General features: G+C 72.7%; 13 protein-coding genes. 5 read left to right on the top strand and 8 right to left on the bottom strand.

What is annotated here, in order from left to right:
* Positions 1-33: 33 nt before the first annotated feature.
* The 4 genes from AB0I88_RS20105 to AB0I88_RS20090 form a co-directional block, all read right to left on the bottom strand.
* A complete protein-coding gene (locus AB0I88_RS20105; RefSeq protein ID WP_361026282.1) occupies positions 34-486 on the bottom strand; it encodes a pyridoxamine 5'-phosphate oxidase family protein in 453 nt (150 codons plus the stop codon).
* A complete protein-coding gene (locus tag AB0I88_RS20100) occupies positions 483-1,430 on the bottom strand; it encodes an SDR family NAD(P)-dependent oxidoreductase (RefSeq protein ID WP_361026279.1) in 948 nt (315 codons plus the stop codon). Before AB0I88_RS20100 ends, AB0I88_RS20105 begins: the two co-directional genes overlap by 4 nt.
* 1 nt (position 1,431) lies before the next feature.
* Entirely contained in the window at positions 1,432-2,193 is a 762-nt protein-coding gene (locus AB0I88_RS20095) for a glucose 1-dehydrogenase (protein WP_361026276.1), read from the bottom strand.
* A gap of 69 nt (positions 2,194-2,262) precedes the next feature.
* Positions 2,263-2,856 carry a TetR/AcrR family transcriptional regulator gene (locus AB0I88_RS20090; protein ID WP_361026273.1) on the bottom strand — a complete coding sequence of 198 codons (594 nt, stop codon included), beginning with the start codon at positions 2,854-2,856 and terminating at the stop codon, positions 2,263-2,265.
* 90 nt (positions 2,857-2,946) lie between these two features.
* Between AB0I88_RS20090 and AB0I88_RS20085 the strand changes: the two genes are divergently transcribed.
* Positions 2,947-4,026, top strand: a complete 1,080-nt coding sequence (locus AB0I88_RS20085; protein WP_361026270.1) for a Zn-dependent alcohol dehydrogenase — start codon at positions 2,947-2,949, stop codon at positions 4,024-4,026.
* 2 nt (positions 4,027-4,028) lie between these two features.
* A complete protein-coding gene (locus AB0I88_RS20080) occupies positions 4,029-5,057 on the top strand; it encodes an LLM class F420-dependent oxidoreductase (RefSeq protein WP_361026267.1) in 1,029 nt (342 codons plus the stop codon).
* A gap of 17 nt (positions 5,058-5,074) precedes the next feature.
* Here AB0I88_RS20080 and AB0I88_RS20075 read toward each other — a convergent pair whose 3' ends face one another.
* The 3 genes from AB0I88_RS20075 to AB0I88_RS20065 all read right to left on the bottom strand — a co-directional run bounded on the left by AB0I88_RS20075 (position 5,075) and on the right by AB0I88_RS20065 (position 7,871).
* On the bottom strand, positions 5,075-6,070 hold the full coding sequence (locus tag AB0I88_RS20075) for an NAD(P)-dependent alcohol dehydrogenase (protein ID WP_361026264.1): 996 nt from the start codon (positions 6,068-6,070) through the stop codon (positions 5,075-5,077).
* A 65-nt stretch (positions 6,071-6,135) separates the two neighbouring features.
* On the bottom strand, positions 6,136-6,792 hold the full coding sequence (locus AB0I88_RS20070; RefSeq protein ID WP_361026261.1) for a response regulator transcription factor: 657 nt from the start codon (positions 6,790-6,792) through the stop codon (positions 6,136-6,138).
* On the bottom strand, positions 6,789-7,871 hold the full coding sequence (locus tag AB0I88_RS20065; RefSeq protein ID WP_361026258.1) for a histidine kinase: 1,083 nt from the start codon (positions 7,869-7,871) through the stop codon (positions 6,789-6,791). Before AB0I88_RS20065 ends, AB0I88_RS20070 begins: the two co-directional genes overlap by 4 nt.
* A 37-nt stretch (positions 7,872-7,908) precedes the next feature.
* Here AB0I88_RS20065 and AB0I88_RS20060 point away from each other — a divergent pair, with 37 nt between their 5' ends.
* Positions 7,909-11,205, top strand: a complete 3,297-nt coding sequence (locus tag AB0I88_RS20060; RefSeq protein WP_361026255.1) for an AAA family ATPase — start codon at positions 7,909-7,911, stop codon at positions 11,203-11,205.
* Positions 11,206-11,670: 465 nt separating this feature from the next.
* Here AB0I88_RS20060 and AB0I88_RS20055 read toward each other — a convergent pair whose 3' ends face one another.
* A complete protein-coding gene (locus tag AB0I88_RS20055; RefSeq protein ID WP_361026252.1) occupies positions 11,671-13,152 on the bottom strand; it encodes a hypothetical protein in 1,482 nt (493 codons plus the stop codon).
* Between the two features lie 320 nt (positions 13,153-13,472).
* On the opposite strand from AB0I88_RS20055, the gene AB0I88_RS20050 reads away from it, so the two are divergent.
* Positions 13,473-14,807 (top strand): potassium transporter TrkG, encoded by a 1,335-nt coding sequence (locus AB0I88_RS20050; RefSeq protein ID WP_361026249.1) that lies wholly within the window; start codon positions 13,473-13,475, stop codon positions 14,805-14,807.
* The gene (locus tag AB0I88_RS20045; RefSeq protein WP_361026246.1) at positions 14,800-15,471 is read left to right on the top strand and encodes a TrkA family potassium uptake protein; all 672 of its coding nucleotides are present in this window, start codon (positions 14,800-14,802) and stop codon (positions 15,469-15,471) included. Before AB0I88_RS20050 ends, AB0I88_RS20045 begins: the two co-directional genes overlap by 8 nt.
* Positions 15,472-15,633: the final 162 nt, after the last annotated feature.

The raw sequence follows: 15,633 nt of genomic DNA, 5'->3' as shown, positions 1-15,633 counted from the left end.
GCTCGCGCGTGATCGGCGAGGCCGGGCCCGGGGTCAGCAGAGCAGCTTGCGGTGGTCCCAGCTGGCGACGCGGGCCGGGTCGACCACGTAGGCGACCCGCTTGCGGGCCGCGTGGGCGACGTACGCGTCGAGCGCGTCCCGCGGCACGTCCGGCATCCGGGCCGCGATCAGCCGGCCCACCGCGGTCACCCCGGCCAGGTCGTCGATGCGCCGCACCGTGCCGGTGATCTGCGCCCCGCGCAGCTCGAAATAGTCCTCGCCGTCCTCGACGAGACAGGCCAGCCGCGGATCACGGGCCAGGTTGCGCGCCTTCTGCGAGGCCCGGTAGGTCCAGAACGCGACCCGGCCTCCGGCCAGCCCGAAGAACATGGTGACCAGGTGCGGGGTCCCGTCCGGGTTGATCGTCGCGATCTGCGCCTTCCGGGCGTACGCCAGAAGCGCCCCCACCTCGTCCTCGGTCATCGAGACCGTCACCCGCTGCTTCACGGCGTCTCCCCGAAGGTCGTCGCCGCCAGCGGCAGCGTCTGTTCGCAGACGAACCCGGGCCGGGGCGGATCCTCGGTGAACAGCGGGCCGAGGGCGGCGTCCAGTTCGGTGGGCGTCCACGTGCCGGTCGCCGCGTGGAAGACGGCCCGTACCGTCGGCGGCCCGAGCAACGCCACCACGTCGCCGTGCGCCACGAACACCTCGCCGGTGATCCGCGCCCCGGCCGGGCCGGACAGGTACACGACCAGGGGCGCGACCCGTTCCGGCGCCATCGGGTCGGCGCCGCCGGGCGCCGGGCCCATCAGGTCGCCGGTCATCGCGGTGCGGGCCCGGGGGCAGATGGCGTTCACCCGTACCCCGTGTCTGGCGCAACCTCGAGCGGTCGCCAGGGTGAGAGAGACGATGCCGCCCTTGGCCGCCGCGTAGTTGGCCTGTCCCGCCGAGCCGAGCAGGAATGCCTCGGAGGCGGTGTTGACGATCCGGGCGTCGACCGGGCCGCCTTCGGCCTTGCTGCGGTCGCGCCACCAGGCGGTCGCGAAGCGGGTCGTCACGAAGTGGCCGCGCAGGTGCACCCGGACGACCGTGTCCCACTCCTGCTCGGTCATCGAGAAGATCATCCGGTCGCGGAGCACGCCCGCGTTGTTGACCAGCACGTCCAGACGGCCGAAACCGTCGACCGCGGTCTTGACCAGGGCTTCGCCGGTGGACCGGTCGGCCACGTCGCCGGGGACCGCGACGGCCGTGCCGCCGGCCTGCCGGATCCGTTCGACGACCTCGTCGAGTGCGGGGCCGGGCAGGTCGTTGAGGACCATCCGGGCGCCCGCGGCGGCCAGGGCCTCCGCCTCGGCGGCGCCCAGCCCCTGCCCGGCGCCGGTCACCACGGCGACCCGCCCGTCCAGCAGCGGGCTCGCGACCGGCTCGGTCTGTGGCGGTGTGCCCGGCATGTCAGTAGCCCGGCCCGCTGAGCAGGCCACCGTCGGCGAGGAACTCGGCGCCGGTGGTGTAGGACGCCTCGTCCGAGGCCAGGAACGCGACCAGCCGGGAGATCTCCACCGGTTCGGCGAACCGGGCGATCGGCAGCGACTTGAGGAACGCGCCCGGATCGACGCCGGTCATGGTCTGCGCGGCGGCCAGCGCCATCGACGTCATGACCCCGCCCGGATGCACCGAGTTGACCCGGATGCCCACCGGCCCCAGTTCCTGCGCCGCCGACCGGGTGAGGCCGCGGACCCCGAACTTGCTGGCGCTGTACGCCGACAGCCCGGCCGCCCCGGCGAAGCCCTCGATCGACGAGATGTTGACGATCGAGCCGCCACCGGACGCGGTCATCGGCGGGACCACCGCCCGGATGCCGAGCCACGTGCCGACCAGGTTGACCTCGACGACCTGCCGGAACTCGGCCGGGTCCATCTCGGCGACCGGCGCGTGCCGCAGGATGCCCGCGTTGTTGACCAGCACGTCGATCCGCCCGAACGCGCCGATCGTCGCGCCGACCGCGGCGGCCCAGTCGTCCTCGCTGGTGACGTCGTGGTGCACGAAGCGGCACCGCATCACCCCGATCCCGTCGGCGACGGCGTGCCCCCTGTCGTCGAGCACGTCGCCGATCATCACCCGGGCCCCCTCGGCGGCGAAGTGCCGGGCGTGTGCCTTGCCCATGCCCCGCGCCCCGCCGGTGATCAGAGCCACCTTGCCGTCCAGCCGCCCCATCGCGCCTCCCGGGACCCCGGTCCGGCCCTGACAGCCGGCCGCACCCTAACCAAGCGATTGCTTGGGAGGCTACGCCGCTTTGATGCCGTCGAAAAGGAGCCGCAGCAGCCCGTCCACGATCTCGTCGGTGGTCCAGCTCTTCGACGGCGCCCACGAGGTGGGGATCCAGAGGATGTCGCGGAGCAGCCGGTACGTCAGCCGCGCGTCCAGGTCGGCCCGGAACACGCCGTCCGCCTTGCCGCGTTCGAGCAGGTCGATCCAGGTCTGCTCGATCTCCTTCATGGCGGTTCGCAGATACCCGAACCGGGGCTGGCCGCTGAAGTAGTGCCAGTCGTTCTGGAGCATGGTGAGCGCGGCCCGGTGCCGGCTCAGGGTGGCGGTGCTGGACCGGACGATCCGCTCGACGGCCCCGCGCGGATCGTCCCCGGCCTCGGCCACCGCGGCCCGGTAACCGGCGAGCACGTCGTCGAGGAACCCGCTGAGGATCTCGTCGCCGATCGACTCCTTGGAGTCGAAGTGGTGGTAGAGGCTGCCGGACAGGATGCCCGCGGCGTCCGCGATCTGGCGCACGGTGGTGGCCCGGAACCCCTGCTCGGCGAAGAGGTCGCCGGCCAGCCGGACCAGGTGCGTGCGCCGCTCGGACGGCGTCTTCGAGGTGGTCACCGGCCCATTATGGGTGCCGACCGGGCGCTTGCTTGGTACACCCCATCCGGTTAGCGTAGAACGCGTTCTAATTTTCGAGGGGGTGCCGGGATGCGCGCGGCGGTTCTGCACACGATCGGGGACGAGAAGCTCGACATCCGCGACGACGTGGCCGTCCTCGGCCCCGGCCCGGGTGAGGTGCGCCTGCGGGTGCGCGCGTCAGGCGTCTGCCACTCCGACCTGTCGGCGGTGCGCGGCGTCCTGCCCCAGCCGGTCCCGGCGGTGCTCGGCCACGAGGCGGCCGGCGACGTGCTGGAGGTCGGCGACGGCATCGGGGACCTGGCGCCCGGCGACCGGATCGCCGTCAACTGGCTGCCCGCCTGCGGAGTCTGCACACACTGCCGGCGCGCGGAGCCGTACCTCTGCATGACGCACGTGATGGCCGGCTACGTGATGCCCCGGTTCACCGCCGGAGACCTGCCGATCTACGGGATGGCCGGGTGCGGGGCGTTCGCCGAGGAGATGGTCGTCCCCCGGGCCGGCGCCGTGAAGATCGGCGACGACGTCCCGTACGAGGTGGCCGCCCTGGTCGGCTGCGGTGTCACGACCGGCGTGGGCGCGGTGGTCAACACGGCTCAGGTACGGCCCGGGGACAGCGTCGTGGTGATCGGCTGCGGCGGAGTGGGCATCGCCGCGATCCAGGGCGCCCGGCTCGCCGGCGCGGCGCTGATCGTCGCGGTGGACACCGTCCCCGCCCGGCACGAGGCGGCCCGCCGGTTCGGCGCCACCCACACGGCCGGCCCGGACGAGCTGAGCGACCTGCAGACGGCGGTGGCGCCGGAGGGCTTCGACCACGCGTTCGACGTCGTCGCCGTACCCGAGACGCTCCGGACCGCGTGGACCGCCTGCCGGCGCGGCGGCAGCGTGATCGTGGTGGGCGCGGGCCGCGCCGAGGACCAGGTCGCGTTCAGCCCGTTCGAGTTGCTCTTCGAGGGCAAGCGGATCCTGCCGTCGCTGTACGGCTCCGCCGAACCGCATCGCGACTTCCCCCGCCTGCTGTCGCTGTGGCGGGCCGGCCGCCTGGACATCGAGGGCATGATCAGCCGGCGGCTGCGGCTGGACCAGGTCGGCGACGCGCTGGCCGCACTGGGCAGCGGCGACGTGATCCGCCAAGTGATCGTGCACGACTGACCATGCGCCTGGGGATCCAGCTCGGCTACAGCGGCGAGGACTTCGCGGCCGACGCCGACGAGGTCGTCGAGTACGAACAGGCCGGCGCCGAACTGGTCGTGGTGCCGGAGGCCTACAGTTTCGACGCGGTCAGCCGGCTGGGCTTCCTGGCCGCCCGCACCCGCCGGATCCGGTTGGCGTCCGGGGTGATGCAGCTCTACACCCGCACGCCGACGCTGACCGCGATGACCGCGGCCGGCATCGACCACGTCTCCGGCGGCCGGTTCAGTCTGGGGCTGGGCGCGTCCGGGCCGCAGGTGATCGAAGGCTTCCACGGGGTCCGCTACGACGCGCCGGTGGCCCGGACCAGGGAGGTCGTGGAGATCTGCCGCCGGGTGTGGCGCCGCGAGACGCTCACCTTCGACGGCGACCACTACCGGATCCCGCTGCCGGGGGAGTACGCCAAGCCGCTCAAGCTGATCAACCACCCGGTCCGGCCGCGGATCCCGGTCCTGCTGGCCGCCATGGGCCCGCGCAACGTGGCCCTGGCCGCCGAGATCGCCGAAGGCTGGCAGGCGCTGTGGCTCGACCCGCGCGCCGCCGGCCGGGTCTTCGGCGACGCGCTGGCCGACGGCCGGTCCCGCCGCGATCCCGCGCTGGGCCCGCTGGACGTCAGCGTCCCCGTGCCGTTCTCGCTGCGCGAACGGAGCCTGGACCGGCATCGCGCCCAGCTCGCCCTCTACCTGGGCGGGATGGGCGCGCGCGGCCGCAACTTCTCCAACGACCTGGTCCGCCGGTACGGGTACGCCGAGGAGGCCACCCGCATCCAGGAGCTCTTCCTGAGCGGCCGCCGTGCCGAGGCGGTCGCCGCCGTCCCGGACGACCTGGTGGCGGCCACCTGCCTGGTCGGCCCGCCGGACGAGATCCGCCGCCGGCTCGACGCGCTGGCCGGGGCGGGCGTCACCACCCTGCTGGTGTCCCCCCTGGCCGAGACCCGCGCCGAACGGGTCAAGGAGGTGCGGGAACTCTCGGCACTGATGTCCCTGCGTTAGGGCCGCGCCCGCGCTGCTCAGGACGGGAAGGCGACGACCACCTTCGCCCGGGCGTGCTCGACGATCAGATAGCGGAGCGCCTCCGCCGTCCGCTCGAACGGGTACACCCGGTCGATCACCGGCACGATCGTCTTCTCCTCGGCCATCTCCCGCAGCGACGCCAGCATCGCCGTGCCGGTCCGCGCGGTCAGCTGCAACACCCGCCGGCGGCCCAGCCGGCCCACCGTCTGCCCGGCGATCGTCAACCCGACCGGCCCGATCAGGAACGGCCTTCGGGTACGCGCGTTGCCGCCTCCGCCGAGCACCAGCGTCCCGTCCGGGGTCACCGCCCGGCGCAGCGCCCGCAGCGGACGGCTCGCGGCCAGGTCCAGCACCACGTCGTACCGCACTCCGGACCGGGTGAAGTCGGTCGTCGTGTAGTCGATCGTCTCCGCGCCCAGCGAGCGGACCAGTTCGGTGTTGCGGCCGCTGCACACACCGGTCACCTCCGCGCCGTACGCCCGCGCCAGCTGCACCGCGAACGTGCCCACCCCACCGGACGCCCCGTTGATCAGCATCCGCTGCCCGGGCCGCGCCGCCGCCAGGTCGCGCACGCCGGTGACCGCCGTACCGGCCGCCATCGGCAGGGTGGCCGCCTCCTCGAAACTCAGATTCGGCGGCTTGGGCTGCGCCAGGGACTCCGGCACACACACGAACTCGGCGAACCCGCCGTCCGTCGCGCGCACGTCGCCGAACACCTCGTCGCCCGGCGCGAACCGGGTCACCGCCCGGCCGACCGCCGACACCACCCCGGCCACGTCACTGCCGCGGACCGGCGAACGCGGGCCGCGCCGGCCGAAGTCCGGCGCCATCAGCCGGGCCACGTACGGGTCGCCACGCATGATGTGCCAGTCCCGCGCGTTCACCGACGCGGCGCGTACCCGTACCAGAATCTCGTCGTCGCCCGGAACCGGCGCCGCCACCTCGGCCATCCGCGGGGTCTCGCCGTACCGGTCCTGCACCATCGCCCTCATACCCGTCGATGGTGGCTGCCGGCGGCGGCGTAATCATCGGTCCGCGGTACGTCCCCGGAGCCGTACTAAAGTGTGATCCGTTTCGTCTCGTACGCCCAGATCGCCACCTCTACCCGGTTTCGTGCCCCGAGTTTGTTCATCAGGCTCGTCACGTGCGTCTTCACCGTGCTCAACGTGATGTACAGCTCGGCGGCGACCTCCGCGTTCGTCCGCCCCCGGGCCACCAGCGCCAGCACCTGCTCCTCCCGCTCGGTCAGCGGATCCACCGGCTGGCGCGGCGCCGTCGCCGGAGCCGTCCCGGCGAACGCCTTCAGCAGCCGGGTGGTGATGTTCGGCGCGATCAGCGCGTCCCCGGCCGCGGCGGCCCGCACCGCCTGCCCCAGCAGCGCCGTCCCGGCGTCCTTCAGCAGGAAGCCGCGGGCGCCCGCGCGCAGCGCCGCGTACACGTACTCGTCCAGGTCGAACGTCGTGATCACCACGACCGCCAGCGGATCCGCCACCGCCGGGCCGGCCAGCAACCGGGTCGCCTCGATACCGTCGATACCGGGCATCCGGATGTCCAGCAGGCACACGTCCGGCCGCAGCCGCCGGGCCAGCTCCACCGCCTGCCGCCCGTCCGCGGCCTCACCGACCACCTCGATGTCCGGCTGCGTGTTCAGCATGATCGCCAGCCCGGTGCGGACGATCTCCTGATCGTCCGCGACCACCACCCGAACGCTCACGCGGCCACTCTCGGCAGGGTCGCGCTGACCGACCAGCCACGATCCGGGGCCGGCCCCGCCTGGCACGTCCCACCCAGCAGACCGGCCCGCTCCATCATGCCGCTCACCCCGTACCCCGGGGAAAGCGCACCGTGCTCGCCGTCGTCGCTCACCTCGAGCCGCACGGACGTCTCGTCCGCCGTCACCCGCACCTCGATCCGGGTGGCGTTGCGGGCATGCCGCCGCGCGTTCGTCACCGACTCCTGCGTGAGCCGGAACAGCGTCGCGGCGACCGCCGGCGACAAATCGTCGACATCGCCGTCCAACCGCACCTCCACCGGCGGGCCCGCCGTCGACGGCCCGGCCAGCGCCCGCACGTCACCGATGCCCGGCTCGCGCAGCACCCGCACCATCGACCGCATCGACGTCAGCGCCTTCGACGCCTCCGACTCGATCAGCCGCAGCGCCGCCACCGCCGACGCCGGATCACTCTCCGCCGTCGCCAGCCCGGCCTGCGCCCGGATCGCCATGGCCGACACATGATGCGCCACCGTGTCGTGAAGATCCCGGGCCAGGCGCTCCCGCTCCAGCATCCGCACGTGCTGCCGCTCCCGCAGCCGCGCCCGCGCCCGGAACCGCATCGCCAGCCCCAGCGCCCCGATCCCGAACAGGACGACCAGCCCGGCGATCACCTCACTCCCGGCGATCTGCGCGAAGCCCCAGGCCAGCCCCAGCTTCCCGGCGAGGATCACCGACCCGGCCACGATCTCCCGCCCGGAACCCCAGCGGAACAGCGCGTAGGGCAGCGTCAGCAGGGCCGCCGCCGTGGTCAGCACGGCCGGCTCGCCGGTCACGAACGGCTGGACCGCACACAGCCCGAACCCGATCGCCACCATCGCCAGCGGCCGCGTCCGCCGCCACAGCAGCGTCGGCAGCACCGCGACCGCGAACAGCGCGCTCACCGGCGCCGACCGGGCCACCGCCTCGACGAGCACGGCCGGCACCGAGACCGCGAGCAGAGCCCAGTCGCGCCACACCCGCTCCGGGGGCGGCGGAGTCGCCCGGGGCTCGTTCCACCCGGCCGGCAGCACCTCACGCATCCCCCGATGGTATGGCCGCCGTCCATATAGTGAAGCCGTGCCGCAGTCACTGAGCTATCTCGACGCCGTCAAACTGCTCGGCGGCTCCGGGCCGCTCATGAAGGTCGCCGACAACGTCCTCGGCGGAGTGCTCGGCGTGGCGACGGCCGGCGGCAGCGAGGCGGCCGTCAGCCTCTTCGACGCCAAGACCGAGGCGGTCCGGCTCGGCCACCTCGTCACCGGCAAGATCACCGACATCGTACGAGGCCAGGCGCGCTTCTCCCGCAGTGAGCGCCTGCAGGCGGCCCACGCGGTCCTGGTCGTCACCTCGTTCTTCACCGCCCTCGACGACACCCTCGGCGCCGCCGGCCTGCGGAATCCCGGCTTCACCCGCGACGACCAGCTCCTGCTCGTCGCCACGTCCCAGGAGCGAGGATCGTGGCAGGCCCGGCTCCTCGCCGCACCGATCCCGGCGCCCCGGCCCGAATACACCTACGACCTGCTCCTCGAGTCGCTGCACGGCTATTACGAGTCGCTCTCCACGATCCTGCTCGAGCACCTACCCGGCCTCGCGGTCTGGGACTCCGCCGACGACCGTGCCCGCCGCGCCGTCCGGACCCTGCTGACCGGCACGCTTCCCGGTCTCGCCTCGGCCCGGTACGAGGAGTCGGTGCGGCAACTGTCGCTGGAGACCCCCGAGTTCGCGATCTGGCTGTCCCGGATCGAGTCCCGCGCCCACTCCCGCGGTTTGGAGGCCCTGGAGGCCGCCCTGCTCCGGGCCACGTCGAACCGGGCGCCCGCCCGCCAGCGCGCCGGCCTCGCCGCCGTCTACCGGGCCGTACTCGACGAGCCGATCCTCGGCGGCGACGCGGGCGACCTGATCATTCCCAGTCTCGGAACGGCCTACCTCGACCCCCGTTTCCGGGTGAAGGCCGCCGGAGCGGGCGCGCAGGCCGCCGACGAGGACTGGTGGGCCGACGCGCCGGTCCGGGACGACTTCGACACCTTCCTGGCCACGTACCTGACCACGACGCAGGCCACCGAGGCCCCGATGCTGCTGCTCGGCCAGCCCGGCGCCGGGAAGTCGTCGCTCACCCGGGTGCTCGCCGCCCGCCTGCCCGCCGCCGACTACCTCGTCGTCCGGGTCGCGCTCCGCGAGGTCCGCGCCGAAGCCGAGATCCAGGACCAGATCGAACAGGCGCTGCGCGGGACCGTCGGCGAGACCGTCTCCTGGGCCGACCTGGCCCGCGACGCCGACGCGGCGCTGCCGGTCATCCTGCTCGACGGCTTCGACGAGCTGTTGCAGGCGACCGGGCTGCACCAGTCCGACTACCTGACCCGGGTGGCCGCCTTCCAGCAGCGCGAGGCCCGGCTCGGCCGCCCGGTCGCCGTCGTGGTCACCAGCCGGGTCGCGGTCGCCGACCGGGCCCGGATGCCCGCCGGGGGCCTCGCCGCCCGCCTGGAGCCGTTCGGCGTGTCCCAGGTGGACCGCTGGCTCACCACCTGGAACGACCTCAACGCCGGCTACTGGGCGAAGACCGGGCGACGGCCACTCGGCCGCGACGTCGTGCTCCGCTTCCCGGACCTCGCCACCCAGCCGTTGCTGCTGCTCATGCTGGCCCTCTACGACGCCACCGCCAACGCGCTGCAGGACGCCACCGACTTCGACACCGGCCTGCTCTACGAACAGTTGCTGCACGACTTCGCGGCCCGGGAGGTGCGCCGCGTCCACGACGGCCGGCCGGACGCCGAACTGCCGGGACTCGTCGAGGAGGAGCTGCTGCGGCTGTCGGTGGTGGCGTTCGCGATGTTCCACCGGCTCCGGCTGTGGGTCACCACCGGCGAACTGGACTCCGACCTCGCCGGGCTCGGCCTCCAGCCGTCACGATCCGGGACGGCCGCGGACTTCCGCAGCCCGATCTCCGCCGGTCAGGAGATGGTCGGCCGGTTCTTCTTCATCCAGCGGGCGCAGGCCCGTCAAGACGATCAAACCCGTCAGACGTACGAGTTCCTGCACGCGACCTTCGGCGAATACCTGGTGGCCCGGCTCACGGTGCACGCGGTGCGGGAGGCGGCCGCCCTGTCCAAGGCCCGCTCGATCCGCCTCGGACGCCGGCCGGACGAGGACGACGACCTGCTCCAGTCGCTGCTCGGCTACACGCCGCTCTGCGCGCGCAACACGGTCCTGCCGTTCGTCCGGAACCTGCTGGCCCGATCCGGCCCCGACGAGCTGTACGAGTGGGTGGTCGACCGGCTCCGGACCGCCGTCACGCGCCCCACCTGGAGACCCCGGTCGTACCAGCCGATCGAGAAGCGCGTCGACTACTGGATGTCCACCTACTCGTTCAACCTGCTCCTGATCGCTCTCGCCTGCGGGAAGCCGGTCCGGGCGTCCCAGCTCTACCAGCACGCCGACGACCCGGCCGGCTGGCTCCGCGACATGGCCCTGCAGTGGCGGGCCGCGGTGCCCGGCGGCATGTTCCTCGATGCGCTCGGCGACGTGGACGTCACCCGGGAATGGATCCCGGACGGCCGTCGTGACCACGTCCTGCGATATGGGGGAACCATGGATGCCGGGCCTCTCGATCCCTACTGGGCGTGGAGTCTCGGGTCCACCCGGTCGAAAGCCGACTACATCGACAACCTCGAACAGTTCCCGATGGCATATGCGTTCACCTCGATGGATCTGTGCAACGCCTTCGCTGACGATGCCGTCAGGCATGCCGTGGATGCGGTTCGGGAGTTCCTTCCCCAGTCGGCTCTGGTCACCCTTGTCGAGCACGAGCCCGGCCATGCCGCATCGGTGGCGCACACCCTGACAAAGCTGTCGATGAGCTCCGGTGCGCCGACCTCCAGGGGGAACCTGGTGGAGGCCTACGATCGCGCCTGGACAGCGATCGTCCGGGCGAGGTTCTTGCGCGGCTCTCTCTCGGCGCGCCCGGTGGAGCTGTTTGTCCGGTCACTCGCAGGCGATGCGGGACGCATGCCCTCCGCCGACGTCCTGCGGCTGATCCAGCGCCTCGTCTTCGACGAACGACTCACCGGCGATGTCGGTGCCCTGGTGCTGAGTTGTCTCGCCCTCGGCCGCGGGCTGCCCTCGGAGCGGTATGACCGGTTCGCCGCCCAGTTGGCGGAGGCGCTGGAACCCGAGGGATTCTCCGCCGACGCGTGCCTGTACCTGCTCGGTGTGCTGCCGGTCGCCGCCTCCTGGCAGCTGACCGGCCCGCTTCTGCGGTTGGAGGAGCGCCTGCGCCGGCCGGACGTGACCGAGCGTCTCGCTTCCGACCCGGACTTCGCGGCCCGGCTCATGGCGGCACGCACCCGCTTCGAGGGCTATCAGGACGCCGCGGACTGACCCGCGCCGACGCCGAGCGTCTCGACGCCGTGCCGGCCGCGGACTGACCCGCGCTGACGCCGAGCGTCTCGACGCCGCGCCGGCCGCGGAGTGACCGGCGCCGACGCCGAGCGTCTCGACGCCGTGCCGGCCGCGGAGTGACCGGCGCCGACGCCGAGCGTCTCGACGCCGTGCCGGCCGCGGAGTGACCGGCGCCGACGCCGAGCGTCTCGACGCCGTGCCGGCCGCGGAGTGACCGGCGCCGAGCGCCTCGACGCCGCGCTGGCCGCGGGCGGTCTGCCGGGGAGTGTCCTCACCCTGGTCGTGGCCGCCGCCGACGGGCTGAGCCGCACCGTGCTGTGGGCCGGTGCGGTGAACGCTCCGGCCGACCGCCTGCCGCGCCTCACCCGTGGCCGGCCCTCGCGGAAAACCGGTGTGTTGAGTTCGGGCGCGAATAGCGCCCGAACTCAACACACCGGGGTTCTCTCAGCGGGGGTCGATCGTCAGGGTGACCGTGCCGGCGCCGGGGACCCGCTGCGCCTTCGGCACCGCCTTGTGGACCTTCGACGTGGTCGCCTTCAGCGTGTCCAGGACGGCGGTGTAGGAGCGGGCGCCGACCGGTTGGTACCGCTGGTGGATCTCCCGCAGGCACTCGCCGGTGACCAGCATGACCGCCGGACCGGCCGTCTTCAGCGCGGCGAGCACGTCCTCGTCGGACCCGGCGACGTAACGGCTGCGCTCCAGCACGCAGGAGCTGAACCGGAACACGTCGGCCACACCGCGCCCGGCGCCGGACAGCCCGGTCCGCTGCAGCAGCGAGCGGACCGCCGGGTCGTCCTCCCGGCCCTCGGCCAGCGCGTCGCGTGCCGTCACCCCGAACTCCTGGTACGCCTGTGACAGGGCCTCGGCGGTTTCGGCACGGAGCACCCGGCCGGTGGGCAGCAGCAGATCCAGGTGGCGCAGGCCCGAGTCGAGGGCGATCACCGACCAGTCGAGCCGTCCGGACAGGGTCACCGGGTCCTTGCGGCCGGGCGTCAACTCCAGGGTGACGACCCGGCCGGCGCCCACCCCGACCGAACCGTCCAGGTACGTCAGCATCGTGTCCCGCACCCCGTCGAGGGCCCCCGGCGAGCCTGCCGGGTCGTCGGTGGCCGGAACCGGGCGGACCGAACCGTCGTCCGGCAGGTCCAGCACCATCGGGAAGGGGAACCGGTTGCGGACCTTGATCCGTTGCGACCCGGTGCCGGCGAGCACGCAGGCGTCGACCCGCCCGGCCGGCACCGAAACGTTACGGACAGTCACGTTGGTGGCTCTGGGGTCGCACGTCAGGGCCTGCGGGGGGCCGGCCAGGGGTTCGAGGGCCCGCTCCAGCGACGCCGCGGCACCGGCCCGCGCGTACCCCCAGAAGGTCGGGGCCGTGCCGGGTTCGACCGGCAGCACCGTGCCCGAGCCGGTCCGGATGGTGTCGCCGGTGGCCGCCGTGGTGACCCGCCAGGTGCCCAGTGCGAAACCGTCGAACAGAACCGTGTCGGCGGTCACCGCCCGCTCGACTGCGTCGTTGGTGGTGCCGGTCAGCGGCAGCCAGCCGCCCAGCTCACCGGACCAGGCGAAGACGTCGAGCATCTCCGGCCGCACCCCGGCGGGCAGGTCACCGTAGCCGAGGGTGATCCGCGCCCTGGTCAGGCCGCCGCTCTCGAAGGAGACGTCGACCATGTCGCCGACCGGGACGATGCCGGCCGGAAAGGGCCGGTCGTCCGGCAGCGGCTCGGTGCTGAACCGGACCCGGGTCTCGCCCTGCGCGGCGCCCGGCTGAGTGCTGAGCCGGACCGCTCCGTTCAATGCGGACAGCCCGTCGCCCTCGGGGTCGATCAGTTGTGATCCCGGGACGCCGATCGGACCACAGGCCGCCAGAGCTGCTCCGAGCGCGGCCAGCACAGCGCCGGCCGGCAGCCGCCGTGCGAGTTTCATGCTGCCCTCCCGGCGGAGGAGGATAACCGGCGTACGTGAACTCCGGTCACCGACCGCAACGTGTCCACAGTCGCACCGCCGAGGCGGCCGCCCTCGCATCGTACCGGCGCGGCAACAGCCGGGCGGTCCCCGGCGGAGTGGAAGCCGTCGATCGCGGTACCGCTGTTCGCCGGCGCGTCTCCCGGGATCGCGGCGGGCCGTGTCCTTCACTCCGTGGGTCCGGCGGAACTCGGCACACGGTGACCGGTTTCGGGGCATTCGTGGCGGGTCTGGTGGCCCTCGCCGAGCGTGGGGCCACTGTCGGGTGATATGAACCATCGGTGCGATCACCCTGGCGGCACCCGGCCCGCGTCGTGCCGTTCGCGTTCCTCGCCCTGATCATCGTCGGCACCGGCCTGATGATGCTGCCGGCGGCCCGCGCCGAGCCCGGGCACGCGCCGTTCGTCACCGCGCTGTTCACCGCGGCGTCCGCGGTCTGCGTCACCGGCCTGGCCGTCGTCGACACCCCGACCTACTGGTCCACCTTCGGCCACGTGCTGCTGACCGTGCTGTCGCAGATCGGCGGCTTCGGGATCATGACGCTGGCCACGCTGCTCAGCATGCTCGTCTCGCGGCGGCTCGGTCTGCGCGGCCGGCTGCTGGCACAGGCCGAGAGTGCGGGCCTCACCGGCGCGAACCTGGTCGGCCTGCTGCGCCGGGTGGCGCTGGTGATGCTGGTCGCGGAGAGTTCCATCGCCGTCGTGCTCACCCTGCGTTTCTGGCTGGGGTACGACTACACGTTCGGCCGTGCGGTGTGGGAGGCGGTGTTCCACGCGGTCCAGGCGTTCAACAACGCCGGCTTCGCCCTCTACTCGGACAGCCTCGTCGGTTTCGTCACCGACCCGTGGATCTGCGTCACCCTGTCGCTGGGCGTGATGGCGGGTTCGATCGGTTTTCCGGTCCTGTTCGAACTCGCGCGCGAGTGGCGTACCCCCGGGTGCTGGTCGACCCACACCTGGCTGACGGTGACCGGCAGCCTGCTCTTCTCGGTCGTCGGTTTCCTGGTCTTCCTGATCTTCGAGTGGCGCAACCCGGGCACGCTCGGCCCGCTGGGCACCGGCGGCAAGATGCTGTCCGCCTTCACCCAGGACGTGATGACCCGCTCCGGCGGCTTCAACAGCGTCGACCTGGGACGGATGAACAGCGAGACGATCGCGGTCACCAACGGGCTCATGTTCATCGGCGGCGGCAGCGCCAGCACCGCCGGCGGCATCAAGATCACTACGTTTCTGCTGCTGGGCTACGTGATCTGGGCGGAGATCCGCGGCGAACCGGACGTGGTGATCCGCAAACGGCGGATCGCCGAGGAGACCCAGCGGCAGGCCGTCACCGTCGCCCTGCTGGGCGTCGTGCTGGTCGCGACCGGTACCGTGATTCTGGACGCGCTCACCGAGGACGTGCCGTTCGACCGGGCGCTGTTCGAGGTCACGTCGGCGTTCGCGACGGTCGGGCTGAGCACCGGCATCACCGGCAGCCTGCCGCCCTCGGCCCAGGTCGTGCTCGTCATCCTGATGTATGTCGGCCGGGTCGGCACCATCGCGGTCGGCACCGCGATCGCGCTGAACACCCGCCGCCGGCTCTACCGCTATCCGGAGGAGAGACCACTCGTTGGCTGAGGAGAAACTGCCCAAGGGCGGCCACGTCGCGGTGATCGGCCTCGGCCGGTTCGGCGGCTCGGTCGCGGAGTCCCTGCTCGAGCTGGGCTACGAGGTGCTCGGCGTCGACGCCGACCCGCGCATCGTCCAGGACTGGTCGGACCGGCTCACCCAGGTGGCCGAGGCCGACTCCACCGACGAGGACGCGTTGCGCCAGCTCGGCGTGCACGAGTTCGAGCGGGCCGTCGTCGGCATCGGCACCAACCTGGAGACCAGCGTCCTCACCGTGCTCACCCTCACCGAGATCGGTGTGCCGGAGATCTGGGCGAAGGCCACCAGCGTCAAACACGGCAAGATCCTGTCCTCGGTCGGCGCCGACCACGTCGTCTTCCCCGAGTCGGAGATGGGTGAACGGGTCGCCCACCTGATCACCGGCCGCATGCTCGACTACATCGAGTTCGACGACGGCTTCGCCATCGCCAAGGTCCGCGCCCCACGCGGCGCCGCCGGCCGCACCCTCGCCGACATCGGCCTGCGTTCCAAGTGGGGCGTCACCGTGGTCGGCACCAAACGCCCCGGCGAGGACTTCGTGTACGCCCGCCCGGAGACCGTCATCCCGCAGAACGCCGTCCTGATCGTGGCCGGCGACACCGCCAAGGTCGAGGCCTACGCCGACGAGAACTGAACACCGGGAGAACCCTCGTGGCCGGGCCCCGCGTCTCGCTTCCGGCTTCTTCTCCCGGTACGCGTGACGTCGTCCACTCCCGTCCGGACCGTTCCGCCCGGCCCGCGCGCTCGCCGTCCGGCTCCAGCCCGTGCCGCGCCCGCCGGGCTGAGACCGGGCCGG

The sequence above is a fragment of the Actinoplanes sp. NPDC049802 genome (assembly GCF_040656595.1).
Classification (GTDB): domain Bacteria; phylum Actinomycetota; class Actinomycetes; order Mycobacteriales; family Micromonosporaceae; genus Actinoplanes.
Note: the sequence above shows the minus strand (reverse complement) of the source record. Positions and strands in the feature narration are given on the sequence as shown.